The sequence below is a fragment of the Cryobacterium luteum genome, assembly GCF_900110125.1.
Taxonomy (GTDB): Bacteria; Actinomycetota; Actinomycetes; order Actinomycetales; family Microbacteriaceae; genus Cryobacterium; species Cryobacterium luteum.
This window is the reverse complement of record NZ_FOCN01000033.1, coordinates 1-14,826: the sequence shown is the minus strand read 5'-3', so window position 1 is coordinate 14,826 and position 14,826 is coordinate 1. Positions and strand designations below refer to the sequence as shown.

Genomic DNA, 14,826 nt, shown 5'->3' with positions numbered 1-14,826 from the left:
CGCTCGAATGAACGGCAACTCGTCGGTGTCTGTGCGGATGTCACGGATGTCGTGCCACCACGACTCGGCCACCTGCGCCGGGCTGGGCCGGGTCTGCAGGCCGCCGCGCTGCCACAGTCCGGCGAAGTGCTGGATCGGACCGTGGCCGGACCCGACCTGCAGGTCGCCGGAGTGGGCGATGCTCTCGGTCAGCCAGAGCTTCGCCTCGGCGACGGCGTCTCCCCAGTGCGCGAGGCTCGGCGCGGCCGTGCCGGCCCGGGACGCCACCCTGGTCGCGACGGCGGAGGAGAAGGAACACCCGGTTCCGTGGGTATTCGGGGTGTAGATCCGCAGCCCGGGAAACTCTCGCACGGTGTGGGCATCGACGAGGGCATCTGGCACGAGGTAACCGGCGAGGTGCCCGCCTTTGGCCAGCACGAGGACCCCGTACCGTCTCAGCGACCTGCTGCGCCTGGCGCAGCGCCGCCGACCAGCTCGTCGCCACAGGAGAACCGGCGAGGATGGCCAGCTCCGGGATATTGGGCGTCACCAGGTGCACGACGCTCAGCAGGTCGCGGAGAGCCTGCTCGGCATCCTCGGTGAGCAGCCGGTCGCCGCTCGTAGCGATCATCACAGGGTCGAGCACTACGAGCCTGGGCTTCACTTGGCCGAGCCACTCGCTCACGGTGTGGGTGACGTGCACGTCGGCCAGCATCCCGATCTTGACGGCATCGATCTCGACGTCGTCACTCACGGCGTGCAGCTGCTCGCGCAGGAACGAGACCGGCGGCACGTGCACCGAGCGCACACCGTGGGTGTTCTGCGCAACCAGTGCGGTCACCACGGCCATGCCGTAGCCCCCGTTCGCCGCAATGCTTTTGAGGTCGGCCTGGATACCCGCTCCGCCGGTCGGGTCGGTACCAGCAATGCTCAGCACGCGGGCAATGCGTGGGGATGCGCCGGTCATGCCGTCACGCCCCACGCGGCTCGCAACTCGCGGGCCGCCTGCTCCGGATGCGGCGCTGCACAGATCGCCGACACCACGGCGACGCCCGCAGCCCCGCACTCACGGAGGGCGGCCACGTCGCGCAGGCCGACCCCGCCGATGGCCACGACCGGCAGCGTGCTGACCCCGACCAGGCGAGCGAAGTCGACCAGCCCCAGGGCAGGGGGCGCGTCACTCTTGGTGCGTGTGGCGTGCAGTGCGCCAATGCCGACGTAGTCGACCAGGGCAGGCTCCTCGGCCGCGCGGCGCAGCTGGGCATCCGTCGATGCGCTGAGCCCGATCACACCGTCACCCCCGACGAGATCACGCACCGCGCCGACGGGCAGGTCGGATTGCCCGACGTGCACCCCGGTCAGCCGGCGCCCGGCGGCACGGGCGGCCAGGAACACGTCGACCCTGTCGTTCACGATCAACGCCACGGTGTCGGGCAGCACATCCGCGATGCGCAGCACGGTGTCGAGGAACTCCCGCCCAGAGGTCTCCTTCTCACGCACCTGCACGGCGCTCACGCCTCCGGCAACGGCGTGCCGCACCACGTCCACGACGCTGCGCCCGGCCGCAGCGGCCTGCCCCGAGTCGGTCACCAAATACAGCGACAGGTCGAGGTTCATCGGAGCACCGCCCGGCGTGCGATGTCCTGCGCGGTGACGGTGGCCAGGGCGTCCACAAAGGCGACAGCGAAGCTGCTCGGACCGGCGGCGGACTCTGCCGCAAGCTCGGCCGCGACGGTGTAAACCGTGGCCGCGGCCACCGTGGTGGCGAACCTGTCGTCGTCGACCGCGGCGAACGCGGCCATGACCGCGCCGAGGGCGCAGCCCCCGCCGGTGACGCGGGTGAGCAACGGATGCCCGTTGTCGATGCGCACCAACTCACGGCCATCCGTGATGATGTCGACGGGCCCGGAGACGGCGATCACCCCACCGGTCATCCCGGCCAGCGCGTACGCTGCGGCCAGGGCGGCATCCACCTCGTCAGATGAATCCACTCCGCGGCCGCCGGATCCGGCGCCCGCCAGCGCGATTATCTCCGACGCGTTTCCGCGCACCACCGTGGGTCGCAGGTCGCGAAGGGCGAAGGCCAGCGGCGTACGCACGGGCAGGAAGCCGACGGCAACGGGGTCGAGCACCCACGGTGTTCCAGCATCGTTCGCGGCTGTGACGGCCTCGACCATCGCGTCACGGTGTTCGGCGGCGGGCGTGCCGAGATTGACGAGCAGCCCCGAGGCGATCCGCGCGAACGCGCCCGCCTCTCCCGGAATGTCGACCATCGCGGGCGCCGCACCGAGCGACAGCAGCACGTTAGCGGTGAAGTTCACCACGACGCTATTGGTGAGACACTGCACGAGAGGCGGGCGGGACCGCACCTCGTCAAGCGCTGAACAGGTGAATGAAATAAGTTCTTCTGGCGTGCGCATTTGCGCGACATCCCTTCGCTAGTACTAACTAGATCAGGTTCAACGGGTGTTATCTCAGCTCCAGATGGAGCACCCCGTGTCACTTGGCTTATGGCCCAGCGTATCGCAGCACCTTCGTTCTAATTCATGGTTGGACGCGGCCAATATCTTGGCGACTGGCCGACGGAACGAGGTCATTGCGCGAGCGCTCCAAGAGCTGGCCGAGCGTCTGGTATTCCATGGGCGGCGGATTGATCGTCAGTTGCGAGACACCGAGAATTAGATGACTGATGCTGCCCGGGGAGGCGTCAGGACAACGCACCCTGGTCTCAGAAGCTTCCCTACGGTCGGCCAGCCAGGATCGTGGCTACCTCGCTGTTGGCTTTGAAGTGAGCAAGCGCGTCAGCAGAGAGCAACCGGATGATGTAGACAATTCGGCGCCGTTCGCTTTCCGAACCGTTGAGGATGTTCTCGTGGTGAGCCACTCTGTTGCGGAAATCTCGCAGCGCGGCCAATGCGTCATTAAACGGGTTTCTGTCGGTGCCTGGTGGGAAGGCTTTGTGGAGATGAGGAACCCAGATGGTTTTCTCGTGAGCGTCCACGAAGAGGTAGGTCCAGAAGCCGAACATGAGTTCGGCGACGACCTTGCCGGGTATTGGCGGCGTGTGTGGTGACGTCGCTGCGTTGATCCGCGCCCGCTGGACGTTGCCTCGGGCGATTTTGTTGACGTCGCGCGAGCGGCCGGTAGCCCGGTCCTTTCTCATCACGACGGGAAACAATGTCAGCGATGTGGCCGGATCCGTCCAGTGCGCGTCACCAGGGAGAGTTGCCGCTGCAAGCTGGCGATCGCACGCATTGCGCAGACCGACTTCCAGATGGCTCAAATCGTGCAAGAAAGCCGCGCTCAGCTTTGCGTTCCACTCGTAGAGATCAAGCGCTCGTGAGCGAGATCGGCCGGCGGCCGCGAGGTAGGTGGAGAACCGGCCAATGCTGAGCCATTCCTCTATCCAGGGGCCCTCGCTCGATGTCGTTGCCACAGGTCGCCCTCCGAGCTAGGATTGATCTGCAAGCCCTTGATGACCGCTGTCTCATGTTACTTGGGCCACGAATTGGGAACTCCGGTACTTCGCCTTGGCGGACCCGGAGTTTTTCATTTGTCCTGCACTTTGCCAGCCGTGCCAGCCCTTCAGCGGCGCCCTGCGCAGCGTTTGGCCCCGGCGCGTGTTCCACGCCAGGAGACGAGGTGCCGCGAACTTGCCCCACTCCCCCCAGCTGCAGGCATGGCGCCTGCCTCAGCGGAGAATCCTTCAGACCTCGGCGCGGAGATAGGCATAAACGGTTTCGCGGCTGATCCCAAAGTGTCGAGCGAGAGCAGCTTTCGGCACGCCGGCGGCGGCCTTCTCACGCAGCTCCGCGGCGCGGGCCGCGTCCAATGATGGGGTGCGGCCGCGGTAGACGCCACGCTTCTTCGCCAGGGCAATACCCTCGCGCTGACGTTCACGGATCAGGGACCGCTCGAACTCAGCAAAGGCTCCCATGACGTTAAGGAGCAAGTTAGCCATCGCGTTGTCATCGCCCGTGAAGGAGAGTTGCTCTTTCACGAACTCGACTCGGACCTTCTTCGCGGTAAGCCGGCGCACGATCGAGCGGAGGTCGTCGAGGTTACGGGCAAGGCGATCCATGGAGTGCACGAGTCGGCTTCATCGCCAACCTGCTCGTGCGGCCCGTCGGTCCCACATTCCACGAACCCGATCCGCCTCGCTCAACGGCTCGAGAAATCATCCGAGAGGCATGACATGAAGAGGGCACAACTCGCACTCGGCTGGATAATCGTCGGGGTTCCACTGCTCTTTGGCATCTACCAAACCCTCACCAAGGTTACGGTGCTCTTCAGCTGATCTGGCTGGAAAGAGCACACGTGTAAAGCTCCGCGGAAGCGAGCATCAGCCCCGACCTGACTGTCGTGAAGCCTATAGCGTTATTCCGGAAGAAATATATGTGCACCATGCCCCGAAACATCTGTGAACGATGTCTGATCCGTCACTGATTTCCTGCCGCTTTCTTTCTGGTGAAAGGATTCGGTTATGCCCAAGAAACACCCAACAGAGGTTCGCGAACGAGCGGTCCGTATGACTCTTGATCGTTTGAAGGATTACCCATCGATGTGGGCCACGTGCCGCGGCTTGGCCCCCAAGCTCAACATCGGCGCCGAGACGCTCCGAAAGTGGGTCACGCAGGCGCAGGCCCACGCTGGCGAACGCACCGGGCCCACGAGCGAGGAGCTTGAGGAGATCAAACGCCTCAAGCGTGAGAACCGTGACCTGCGCGAGACGAACGATATCCTCAGAGCTGCGGCGTCTTTCTTCGCGAGGGAGCTCGACCCTCGCAACCGTCCATAGTCGCTTTCATCGTCCAGATGAAGGCGAACGGCCATGGAGTCGAGTTGACGTGTGGCGTCCTGCGCGAGCAGGGCGTCGCTGTCACTTCACGGTCGTATCGGGCATGGAAGACTCGCGCCGCCGCGGCGCGAGTTCAGAGCGACGCGGTTCTCGTCGACCGTCTCAAAGCATTGAAAGTGCGAGACGTCCAGGGACGTCAGCAACCCGAGATCCTCTATGCTCGGCGGAAGATGACGGCTTGGCTTCGCCGGGGCGGGTTAGCTGGCGTGTCCCAGCACACGGTCGACCGTTTGATGCGCCTCGAGGGCATGAACGGCCTCGTCCGAGGCCGGAAGTCCCGGGCGTCGGCCTCGACCGGCAAGGACTCACCTCGAGCCCCTGACCTGCTCAAGCGCAACTTCAGTGCACCCCGGCCGAATCACAGCTGGGTAACTGATTTCACGTACGTGCCGACGTGGGGCGTCTTCGTTTACGTGGCCTTCGCGATCGACCTGTACTCGCGAGCGATTGTGGGTTGGCATGCTTCAACGATCAAGGACACCCCGTTCGTTGAGGTCTGTTTGAATATGGCGCTCTGGCGCCGCGACCATGCCGGCCACGCGGTGCGACCAGGGCTGATACATAACTCAGACGCTGGCTCACAGTATACGTCCATCAAGTTCACAAAGACCGTCGCGCTCGAGGGGCTCGTCGCCTCGATCGGGACCATCGGCGACACCTATGACAACGCGGCTGCCGAGACCCTCATGGGGCTTTACAAGAACGAGGCGGTGGCGAAGACCTCACCGTTCGCGACGGGCCCGTTGAAGACCATCGCGGACGTTGAAAAGCTCACCTTCGAGTGGCTGGATTGGTACAACAATCGGCGCCTGCACAGCGCGCTCGGGAACATGCCGCCCGAAGAAAATGAACGCAACTACTACGCTGAAACAAACGGCCCGATAAATATCGAAGCCGCCAACAAAACGGCGGCATGAAACCCGGGACGGTTCAGATGAAGATTCGCTTGTACATGCGCTTCACCGGGTAGCCCACGTCGAAGTAGGTCCCTGAATCAAACGATTCAGTGCGGATGTAGGCCCCGCCGGATCCGGTGTTCGACTTCACGGGGGAACCGTCCACCACCTTGCTTTTGGCTCGATAGGTCTTTGATGGTGCAAAGTCGGACTCGTCCGTACCCAAGATCTCGAACTGATCCGGGTTGTACTTCGCAAGCCACGTGATCGGAACGCCCATCACGCCGTCGTAGTCGGCTGGAATCGCATCAGTGAACGGTACTTCGATGGCATCGAAATTGTCGTAGGGCTGATAGTTGGTTCCGCCGTAGAGACTCGCGATCAACTTCTTATTGAATTTCAGATTGTCAGCCATCGTCATGAGCTGAAGCGGCATACCTACGGCCGTGCTCGATATTGGTGAACCACTGAACACCTGGTACTCGAACGGTGCCCTCACCACTCTGCTCGACCCACGGGCTGTGGACCGAGTATGGGGTTTGGAAGTGCGCCATGTTGCGCGGGAACCCTTTCCCCAGCCACATCTCATTGGCTTTGATCAACCGAAAGACCTCTTTATAGGCGATCGCGTTCTGGTTGCCAATCATCGAGAACTTCACACCACCCTGGGCGAGCCAGTCGACGAAGTCGCGGAACAGCGAGAATGGCGGGTTGGTGATGACGATGTCGGCCTCGTCACGCAACGCGGTGATTTCAGCACTGCGGAAATCGCCGTCGCCTGTGAGGTACTCCCACTGGAGGTCGTCGATGTTGATGACACCGTCGGCATTGACGTCCTTAGGTTCCAGGACGAACTTCTTGCCGTTACTGCGGGTCTTGGTCTCGTCGAACTGTGGGTCGTTTATCTCGAACAGCGTCGGCTCGTAGCTGAACTCCGCAGGGTTACTGTCCGGCGCGTACGACGTCGAGATGATTTCTTGATGCCGTAGTCCATAAAACGCAGGGCAAAGAACTTCGTGAAGTTGGACCACTCCGGATCGTCGCATGGTAAGAGGATCGTCTTGCCACGAAACACGTCGGGGTCATACTCGAGGTAAGCGTTCATCTCGCGCTCGATGTCGGCCCATTGCGTGTAAAACTCGTCGTTTTTAGCCGCCTTGGCGGCGTTCAGATTTGATGTCTTCTTCTCGATCATAAGAGTTGTGCGGTTCCGATCCCCCGGCTTACTCGCACAGCAAAGCATCAGTGCGGTATGACTCATCATCCTATCGACGGAGACGAACACGCCCCGGTCGTGCTGTCCTAACAGCCCGTCAAGTAGGGTGTGTGGGTGGCATCCAAAGGCAGCAAGTCGTCGAAGCGAAGCGTCACGCCGCAGCCGAAGACCAAGCCGTCGCCGTCCGATGTGCACGACATTGTCTACTTTTACCGTCACAGGAGTGATGACCCGGCCATGCCGGCCCCTGGACGGACTGAGTTACGCAGCTGGCCCGACAGCGTCCGAGCCAAGGTGTACGCCGTCGCGACGGCCGTCGCTGGAGCGCCGCCGAATCGCTTCTCCGGTGGCGGGTATTGGGAGGCAATGCACGGCGATATGACGGGCTGGTACGAGATTCGCGTAGACGGACCGAGGCGCGAACACTTCCGCTTGTTTTGCCTACTTGACTACGATGCCCTCGATAAAGACGGCACCCCGGTAGACAAGCCCTACCTGGTGATTATCGACGGCCGGCGGAAGGCTTTTCGGACCACGCTTGGCGAGAGCGAGTACGCAAAGATCCAAGCGCTTGGTATCGAGTACCGCAATCGCAACAAGCCACGATCGGTAATCTAACCGTCAGGCTGCGACTTTCCGCATCGGCTCTGTGATCTCGAGGCGTTCGGACTTGGTCATCTTCTCGAGCGTCACCCGGAATCCGAGCGTGGCCGCAACCTCGACAAGCGTCGACACAGTCGGGTTGACAGTGGTGGCCGTAAGCAGACGGCGCACAACGGCGGCCTGCATTCCTGCCGCACGGGCGATCTCGGCCCGAGTGAGCCCCTCGGCCTCCGCGGCATCATTCAGCGCGTTGACGAGCGCGTCGATCGTGCGGATGCGAATCGCTTCACTGGCGTAGGCGCGCGCGAATTCGGGATCGTGTACGTCGTTGGCGACGTCGTCCCAGAATGCCCCAGTCATGATTCTCTCCTGCTGTCGATTGGTTTAGCGTACCATTTATGTTACACCGCAATATCGCCGACCGTTGAACTCATTTGGCCTCCTGTGCCTGGTATTTTCAGGCGCCCCCGCGCATAATTTGTACAGGAGCAGGAGGCGCGCCATGACCATCAACGAGATTCAGCAACGTCAGAGCGACAGCCGACCAAGCCCGAAAGCTCAGGCCGTAGCCGCGCGTGTTCGCGTGAACGCAGACCGTCGCGGCGGCGTGGCGACGCCACAGTGGATCGTCAAGCTTTCGCAGACACCTGCCGCGAAGTAGTTTCTGTCTACTGAGCAGCTAGCCCAGGTCGAACCGGACTACGGGAACGAGTTCGTGCCGCGGCCGTTCAGTCTTACGACGGACGAGCTCGGTCACCTACCTGTCACGGTGGGTACAGGTCCTACGCAGGTGCTTGCTTGGGTGAGATACCCGGCTGTTGCCGAGCGTGTGCGCGGTTTGGCCCTGGCTTGGACGCAGCGCGCTGTGTATATCGAGTGGGAGAATCGTGGCACTCATCGCGCGTGGGTATGGGCATCTGCTGTGGAGCGCTCCGTTTTCGGTGCGAGTAGTAGTAGTAGTAGTAGTAGTAGTAGTAGTAGCCCTCCTACTACTACTACTACTACCGGTGGCACCACTCGTTCTGGGCAACCTCGAGCAAACGCGATAACAGTGCTCGGCACGGAGCCACTGGTACACCTCGTCAACACAGAACCGGCACTCATCGGCGCCGAGTTCGTGCCGGCCATGGCTAAACCAATCGGTCCGTTCAGCTCAATCATGTTCGGCACCATCGATGGGCACGCTGTGCATTTGGATTTTCTCACCAATCCCGCGACCGATATGTGCGCTGTCCGGTTGGTGAGCCAGGAGGTCGACGCTTTACCTGACCGAAGCGCAGCTCCTACTTTTGAGGATGCGATCCAGGGGTATCCATGGGCCATAGCGGTCGACGCACTGGAGTAGGCGTAGTCGCTGTCAATGACGATCACCAGCCGGTGTCGCACGTCCAGTGGATGCCCAAGCCGTAGCCGGGAACCTCGTACGTCCCATAGCTGTAATTGTCGACAGGCGGCAAGAGGGTGCTGCCGTAGGTGAATGCTTGCCCGCACCATGCTCTTCGCGCGGCACCATACAACATGGTCACAGCTCAAAACGACTAGGTCCCAGCGAACAACGGACTCTTCGACTGTAAGACCAGGAATTGGCCCGTTGAGCAAAGAGCCACCTCAGCGCGGGCTGGCCGAATCGGACATGACTTCACTCAAGCCGTCGCTTCAGCGATCGACGTTCAGCGACACAAAAATTCCCAAGTCGGGGTCGTAATCGCATACCTCGGTGGTGTTTACATCCAACGAAAGCGTCTGCCCATCGTCAAACACCTCCGACAGGGTCCCATCACGATTGAGTCTAAAACGACCATCATCCGTAACGACGAGCGATCCAACGCCGATCGCGAGTTCTCCGGGAACGTTGCCAGGATTAACAACGGCCATCCCGCTTATGGTGGTTAGACCGTCGCTGTCGACGATTTCCCCAGTGAAGCTCCCGTTGATGGTCAGATAGGCGTCGTCTTCCAGGACGAATCTTCCAATTGCTGCTCCCACGACGACGAGGTGCTTTCCCGGAGCGATATTCGCACCTGCAGAGACAGTGCCTGTCACCTTCAGGTCCCTCGTCACTTCAACGACGTCAGTCAGTTCTCCAGTTATAGTCAGCATGGCTGAATCCTAGCGGGCAACGACGAAACTTCCGGTCAGCACCATATTCGTGCATTCCACACCATGAGCACAACTGCCGTGGATACTCCGCCCGCAAGCAACGACAATCGCTGACCTCGCCCTACTGGGCGGGACGCACCGCCGCCCAGCGAGGTGGGCGGTCGTCTCAGCCGCTAAGCGCGCCCGACCCGCGCAGCTGGGTGATCCGGTCCCACGCCCAGTCGTAGCCCTCTTTACGGAGGGTGCCGGGTTTGGCTTCCCAGCCCGAGCCACCAACGAGTGATTCGAGCCCGGTAAGAGTGCCCGTAAGCCCCTGGAGGCGTGCCTCCCAGAGCTTGCCGCTGAGGCCGGTACCCGCGACACTCGCTACATGCACGATCGCTTGGTGGCGAGTTACAAACCGGATGATTGGCGACCAGGCGGCCAATGATAGATCGCCGGACACTGGGTCAACCAGAGGATCCGGCCGACCGCCATCCGCGACCTGATCTTGATACTCCGACGACCATTTCGCATACGCTAGAGCGCGCTTGCCGACCGCGCCCGTGGTCGCGTCGCTTTTACCGACGTAGATAACGCCGCCGCGCGGCTCGACGAGAAGGTAGACAAACGGGCCCGTCGCTGCGAGGTTAGCGAGGACGCCGAACGAAAGCTCCGGAACCAGCGAGGTGAATGCTCGAAAGTCGGGAAGATCGACAGTAAAGGGGATGGTGACCTTATTCATGATGATGCCTTTCGTTGGGGGGTGCCCACGTCCCGCTGGGTCGAGTACACCGTTCATGAGTGACGAGGATCGTTGTGAACATTGTGAATATTCATAAGCGATCGTGCGCTGTTCGAGGACAGTAGCAGCGTTTTCTCGGCCGGGGTTGGAAAATGAGTATCGCCCCTGGACTGACTTACAGTGCTGGTGCAAAGCGGTAACCTCCCGATGCGTGGTTCGAGCCGAAGCTGAGCGCAGGCTAAATCTCCAACTCGGCCCCTGAAACTACACGCAGGGTTGCGGTCACGAAATCGCGGGGATAAGACGCCCCGTCTGCGCATAGGAAAGAAACCCCTGCCCACCTGGATGGGGCCCTTCTTACTGACGCGGCAGCTGACCTCGAATGTGCTGAAGCTCCAGGCGTACATCCTCGAGACGCTCGGCGACCGTAACTGTGGTCTCACAGAAACTGGTGCGGATCTCGTTGAGTTGGTAGCGAGCGCACACCTCCTCAGGCGTGAGATCGCTGTCACTCAGGCGAATCGTCGTCTTCAAAACGTCAACTCGATCCTCTTCGTAAATGCTGTTCTGGTACCAATACATCTGGCCCGCGCGCACAATGCGCCTGGCAGCCGTTGCTGCGATCTTATGGGGAATATCTCCCCACCACTCAACCATGTATGCGTCATACGCCACAGCCCGAGCTGCGTCAGCGATCGCTTCGCGGCTTGGGTTCTTGTGATGGAGCTCAGCTTCGTTCACCCCGTCGTACCACCGGCCCCACGCTACACCGGCGGCTACTGACCTCTTCCGCATCAGCTCAGCACGTGCTGCACAAATATTCGCCAGAATGCCATCGGAAATGGGTGTGGTGTTCCAGAACTGCAGATATGCCGCGGCGTCAGGGTATTTCTCCGGTGGAAAGAGAAAGGTTCCTTCGTCAAATGGGTCAAAGGTAATGCATAGCTCCGAACATGCCGTGCTCAAAGGTGTTTCCCTGAGCGAGGATTTAAGTTAATCACGAATATCTCCACCCCGACGCAGTATCCGCTGATTCCGGGCAATTCTCTTTTCCGCTCTATCCCACATAACCTCGTGCAGCGCTGCGCATAGAGCATTCCCCTCGATTTAACACTTAGCCAGATTTATTCATCCACAGAATCAACATCCGGTAGGCGGGTCGCTCAGCGTGGCCACGAAGAGCTGCTGCTTCTTCTTCCTTACCGGAACAGAATGCACCGCTCCACTTTTGGAACCTCTGAAATGAACCATAAAAGAGCTTATGCACGCGATTCTCGATTGCCCGAATTCAACTATTAAAAGGGCTCTCCTGACGTAACCGTGGGTTCGTTGGGAGCGCCTTAACGGCCGCACGCCGCTCTCCGCCTAGGTTTCTAACTGTCAAAGGCAAGAAACTCGGGAACGGAAAAAGCGGCGTGCGAACTCTAAGAATATGGCGAACCCTTCTCGGTGTCGAGAAGACGTTCGTCGACGACATCGATCTTGACCTTGAGAGCAGGATTTTGATCGTGTCGGTGCGTCCGATGGCGTCGAAGCGGAACCGGTGCGGGTCCTGCCAGAAGCGCAGCCCGCGTTACGACCTCGGTGACGGACGACGTCGCTGGCGTGGCTTGGACGTGGGCTCGATTCAAGTTCACCTCGAAGCCGACGCACCGCGAGTGTCCTGCCGCATCCACGGCGTGACGGTCGCCGCCGTGCCGTGGGCCCGGCACCAGAGCGGGCACACACTGTTCTTTGACGACCAGGTCGCGTGGCCGGCCACGCAAACATCGAAGACGGCGATCACCGTGTTGATGCGCATCGCGTGGCGCACCGTCGGCGCCATCATCACCCGGGTCTGGGCCGATACCGAGAAGCAGTATGACCAGTTCGCGGACCTGACCCGGATCGGGATCGACGAGATCAGTTACAAGCGCGGCCACAAGTATTTGACCTGCGTCGTCGACCACGATTCCGGCCGTCTCGTCTGGGCCGCACCGGGCCAGGACAAAGCCACCCTCGCGACGTTTTTCGACGCGTTAGGGCAGGAACGTTCGGCGCAGATCACGCATGTTTCGGCGGACGGCGCGGCCTGGATCGCCAGTGTTGTCGCGGACAAAGCCCCCAACGCCGTTCGCTGCGCTGATCCGTTCCACGTCGTGAAATGGGCCACCGAAGCCCTCGACGAGGTCCGCCGGACCACGTGGAACGATGCCCGCAAAGCCGCGCGCCAAAACGACGCCCGACGAACCCGTGGCCGGCCTGCCGCCGACGCGCCCGCTCGCCCGGACAGCGCCCGAGCTGCCGGCATCAAGAACTGCCGTTACGCGCTCTGGAAGAACCCGGAAAACCTGACCGAGAAGCAGCAAGCGAAGCTCGCCTGGATCGTGCAGACCGACCCACGCCTGGCCCGCGCCTACTACCTGAAGGAAGGCCTCCGCGTCATCTTCAAACTGCCCCTCCACGAAGCGACCGAAGCTCTCGATAAGTGGGTTGGTTGGGCACGCCGCTGCCGAATCTCGTCCTTCGTGAAACTGCAAAAGAGCATCGTCAAGCACCGCACCGCGATCCTCGCGTCCATCGAACACGGCCTCTCCAACGGCCGCGTCGAATCCATGAACACCAAGATCCGCCTCATGACCCGCATCGCCTTCGGCTTCAAATCACCCGACGCCCTCATCGCCCTCGCCATGCTCAGCCTCGGCGGACATAAACCTGTGCTTCCAGGCCGGATTTAACCCACGGATGAGTCAGGAGAGCCATTAAAAGGCGGACTTCGCACGCATGGTAACGGGATGCTATCAAACGGGAGCTAGGTGCGTTTAAATGCTGCCCCCAAAAATCCTCCGCACACCGGGTAGGGGCTACCAGCTCCCCCATCGCTCCGCTCATTTGTTTGACAGGTCCGTGCGTTGAACGCCCCAACCCGGTGTGCGGGCCATAGGTGCTATCCAATTCGATTCTGAATGATGCACAGAGCGCAAAGCCTGACCGGCCGCGCATCGCGCCCCTTAGGCACAGCCTCCTTTACATGCAGCCCTCTGAAAACAAAGCTTCAACGATGAAAAGCTCTTTTCTTATTGTCCGATGGATGTGGGCTTAGAATGCAACCAGCGCAAGAAGAACCCGAGCATGCACGTGCCGAACGGTGCACAGGTACAAACACGCAACGGTGGACGGGAGCGAGGTGCGTACTTACTCGATCGGGATCCTCATGCAAACCAGATCCGGAACTCCCCAGCGTCCCCCGTCGCCTCGACCTTCGTCACTCTGTCTCTTCGTTCCGGCGTTCCTCGATCAGGCGCTCCTCCCGCTGGATCGCACCTGATCTGGTTTGCTTAGCCAGAATCTCACCTGGCGGTGAGACCAGGTTCCAACTGAGCTGAGCTCGAGAGAACTGACGGGCCGCGCCTCGCCCCTTGAGAAGCAGCCACCTTCTGAAAAGCACGTCTCCAGTCGATGAGACAGACTCACAAACGGAGATAAACAGCTGGGCCAGAAACTGACCAGCAGCTGGTCAGTTTCTGGCCACTGAGCGCCCACTGTTTAGCTCTCAAATAAGCCCGACGCCGGACCGGCCGGAATTTGGTCAAGAACTGGTCTATTTCTGGCCACTACGCGCCCACAGATTCTGAAGGCCTGTGTCTATCTCGGGCTCTGGCCAGTATCTGGCCAGAATATGGTCAGGGGCTGGTCACTTCGCGCCCACAGATGAGAATTTGCTCGAGCCGAGGTGTCGAAATCACGAGCTGGACCTCCTGACAGAGCTTGTGGGCAGGAACTGGCCCAACATTGGCCCAGAATTGGTCAGGAACTGGCCACTACGCGCCCACTGGAAAACAGCCTCGACCAGGTGGGGCCGGAAGTGGGCAGCAACTGGCCACTAATTGGTCACTAGCTGGCCAGTATCTGGCCACAGCGCGCCCGCAGATTACGCTCAGATTCCTGGCTGGAACCAGCCAGATCCTGCCTGTTTATCCGGCCAACAAGCAGAGGCGTAACAGTGGGCGGGAGCAAGGTGCGTACTTAGGCGATCGGGGCCCGCGGGCAGCGTAGCTACCGCTGCTTCCCGTCCGTCGCTGCTCGTCTGGCAAGAATTATGCACAAGCCCAGCCGTTCTGTTGACGCCGGGCCAAAACAGGGCCAATAGTGCGGCGGTTTCTGGGGGTCGTTGCAACACCGGGTGGTCTATTCAGTAGTCAGCAGTTTAGCGAAGCGCTCGGCGGGGGTGTCCCAGTCGAGCGTCTTCCGTGGGCGTTCGTTGAGCTCGTGTGCTGCCGCGCGTAAGTCGTCGGCGGTGTAGGTGGAGAGGTTGGTGCCCTTGGGGAAGTACTGGCGTAGTAGGCCGTTGGTGTTCTCGTTGGATCCGCGTTGCCAGGGGCTGGCTGCGTCGCAGAAGTAGACGTCCATGTTTGTGCCAAGGCGGATGGCAGTGTGATGCGCCATCTCGACACCTTGGTCCCAGGTCAGA

General features: G+C 61.0%; 16 protein-coding genes, 3 pseudogenes and 1 riboswitch. Of the genes and pseudogenes, 6 read left to right on the top strand and 13 right to left on the bottom strand.

What is annotated here, in order from left to right; translation table 11 throughout:
- The 6 genes and pseudogenes from BMW72_RS19635 to BMW72_RS17230 all read right to left on the bottom strand — a co-directional run.
- Positions 1-417, bottom strand: a 417-nt coding sequence (locus BMW72_RS19635) for a bifunctional hydroxymethylpyrimidine kinase/phosphomethylpyrimidine kinase (protein ID WP_341864745.1), incomplete at its 3' end; no start/stop codon positions are given.
- A gap of 94 nt (positions 418-511) precedes the next feature.
- A pseudogene (locus BMW72_RS19630) lies at positions 512-946 on the bottom strand (bifunctional hydroxymethylpyrimidine kinase/phosphomethylpyrimidine kinase); the annotation flags it as partial.
- Positions 943-1,596, bottom strand: a complete 654-nt coding sequence (thiE, locus tag BMW72_RS17245) for a thiamine phosphate synthase (RefSeq protein WP_166787788.1) — start codon at positions 1,594-1,596, stop codon at positions 943-945. The pseudogene BMW72_RS19630 and the gene thiE, both read right to left, overlap by 4 nt.
- Positions 1,593-2,399 carry a hydroxyethylthiazole kinase gene (thiM, locus tag BMW72_RS17240; RefSeq protein ID WP_092112747.1) on the bottom strand — a complete coding sequence of 269 codons (807 nt, stop codon included), beginning with the start codon at positions 2,397-2,399 and terminating at the stop codon, positions 1,593-1,595. Before thiM ends, thiE begins: the two co-directional genes overlap by 4 nt.
- A riboswitch (TPP riboswitch) is annotated at positions 2,393-2,486 on the bottom strand. (Overlaps the previous gene by 7 nt.)
- Positions 2,487-2,719: 233 nt before the next feature.
- Positions 2,720-3,415, bottom strand: a complete 696-nt coding sequence (locus BMW72_RS17235; protein WP_092112745.1) for an Abi family protein — start codon at positions 3,413-3,415, stop codon at positions 2,720-2,722.
- Between the two features lie 270 nt (positions 3,416-3,685).
- Positions 3,686-4,072, bottom strand: a pseudogene (locus tag BMW72_RS17230) (recombinase family protein); the annotation flags it as partial.
- A gap of 102 nt (positions 4,073-4,174) precedes the next feature.
- On the opposite strand from BMW72_RS17230, the gene BMW72_RS19750 reads away from it, so the two are divergent.
- Both BMW72_RS19750 and BMW72_RS17225 read left to right on the top strand, forming a co-directional pair.
- Positions 4,175-4,276 carry an MFS transporter small subunit gene (locus BMW72_RS19750; RefSeq protein WP_422386318.1) on the top strand — a complete coding sequence of 34 codons (102 nt, stop codon included), beginning with the start codon at positions 4,175-4,177 and terminating at the stop codon, positions 4,274-4,276.
- A 186-nt stretch (positions 4,277-4,462) separates the two neighbouring features.
- A protein-coding gene (locus BMW72_RS17225; RefSeq protein ID WP_092112743.1) for an IS3 family transposase occupies positions 4,463-5,754 on the top strand; the annotation gives its coding sequence in 2 pieces (ribosomal slippage) (positions 4,463-4,733 and positions 4,733-5,754; 1,293 coding nt in all).
- Positions 5,755-5,767: 13 nt separating this feature from the next.
- On the opposite strand, the gene BMW72_RS19550 is transcribed toward BMW72_RS17225, so the two are convergent.
- Positions 5,768-6,148, bottom strand: a complete 381-nt coding sequence (locus BMW72_RS19550; protein WP_277871560.1) for an adenine-specific methyltransferase EcoRI family protein — start codon at positions 6,146-6,148, stop codon at positions 5,768-5,770.
- Positions 6,141-6,928 (bottom strand): annotated as a pseudogene (locus BMW72_RS19545) (adenine-specific methyltransferase EcoRI family protein). The gene BMW72_RS19550 and the pseudogene BMW72_RS19545 overlap by 8 nt, the downstream one beginning before the upstream one ends.
- Positions 6,929-7,063: 135 nt before the next feature.
- Between BMW72_RS19545 and BMW72_RS17215 the strand changes: the two are divergent.
- Complete coding sequence (locus tag BMW72_RS17215; RefSeq protein WP_092112749.1) at positions 7,064-7,567, top strand: hypothetical protein; 504 nt, start codon at positions 7,064-7,066, stop codon at positions 7,565-7,567.
- Between the two features lie 3 nt (positions 7,568-7,570).
- On the opposite strand, the gene BMW72_RS17210 is transcribed toward BMW72_RS17215, so the two are convergent.
- On the bottom strand, positions 7,571-7,912 hold the full coding sequence (locus tag BMW72_RS17210) for a helix-turn-helix domain-containing transcriptional regulator (RefSeq protein WP_092112742.1): 342 nt from the start codon (positions 7,910-7,912) through the stop codon (positions 7,571-7,573).
- A gap of 142 nt (positions 7,913-8,054) precedes the next feature.
- Here BMW72_RS17210 and BMW72_RS18915 point away from each other — a divergent pair, with 142 nt between their 5' ends.
- Together BMW72_RS18915 and BMW72_RS17205 are read left to right on the top strand one after the other, a co-directional pair.
- Positions 8,055-8,213: a hypothetical protein gene (locus BMW72_RS18915; RefSeq protein WP_166787789.1), complete on the top strand. Its 159-nt coding sequence runs from the start codon at positions 8,055-8,057 to the stop codon at positions 8,211-8,213.
- 390 nt (positions 8,214-8,603) lie between these two features.
- The gene (locus BMW72_RS17205; protein ID WP_092112740.1) at positions 8,604-8,897 is read left to right on the top strand and encodes a hypothetical protein; all 294 of its coding nucleotides are present in this window, start codon (positions 8,604-8,606) and stop codon (positions 8,895-8,897) included.
- Between the two features lie 311 nt (positions 8,898-9,208).
- Here the strand turns inward: BMW72_RS17205 and BMW72_RS17200 are convergent, their stop codons facing one another.
- From BMW72_RS17200 to BMW72_RS17190, 3 genes are all read right to left on the bottom strand, one after another.
- Entirely contained in the window at positions 9,209-9,652 is a 444-nt protein-coding gene (locus BMW72_RS17200) for a hypothetical protein (protein WP_092112738.1), read from the bottom strand.
- Between the two features lie 166 nt (positions 9,653-9,818).
- Positions 9,819-10,376: a hypothetical protein gene (locus BMW72_RS17195; RefSeq protein WP_092112736.1), complete on the bottom strand. Its 558-nt coding sequence runs from the start codon at positions 10,374-10,376 to the stop codon at positions 9,819-9,821.
- Positions 10,377-10,733: 357 nt separating this feature from the next.
- The gene (locus tag BMW72_RS17190) at positions 10,734-11,342 is read right to left on the bottom strand and encodes a hypothetical protein (RefSeq protein WP_134450433.1); all 609 of its coding nucleotides are present in this window, start codon (positions 11,340-11,342) and stop codon (positions 10,734-10,736) included.
- Positions 11,343-11,791: 449 nt separating this feature from the next.
- Between BMW72_RS17190 and BMW72_RS17185 the strand changes: the two genes are divergently transcribed.
- Positions 11,792-13,093 (top strand): ISL3 family transposase, encoded by a 1,302-nt coding sequence (locus BMW72_RS17185; protein WP_092112732.1) that lies wholly within the window; start codon positions 11,792-11,794, stop codon positions 13,091-13,093.
- Positions 13,094-14,543: 1,450 nt separating this feature from the next.
- Here BMW72_RS17185 and BMW72_RS17180 read toward each other — a convergent pair.
- Positions 14,544-14,826, bottom strand: a 283-nt coding sequence (locus tag BMW72_RS17180; protein ID WP_139175927.1) for an IS30 family transposase, incomplete at its 5' end; no start/stop codon positions are given.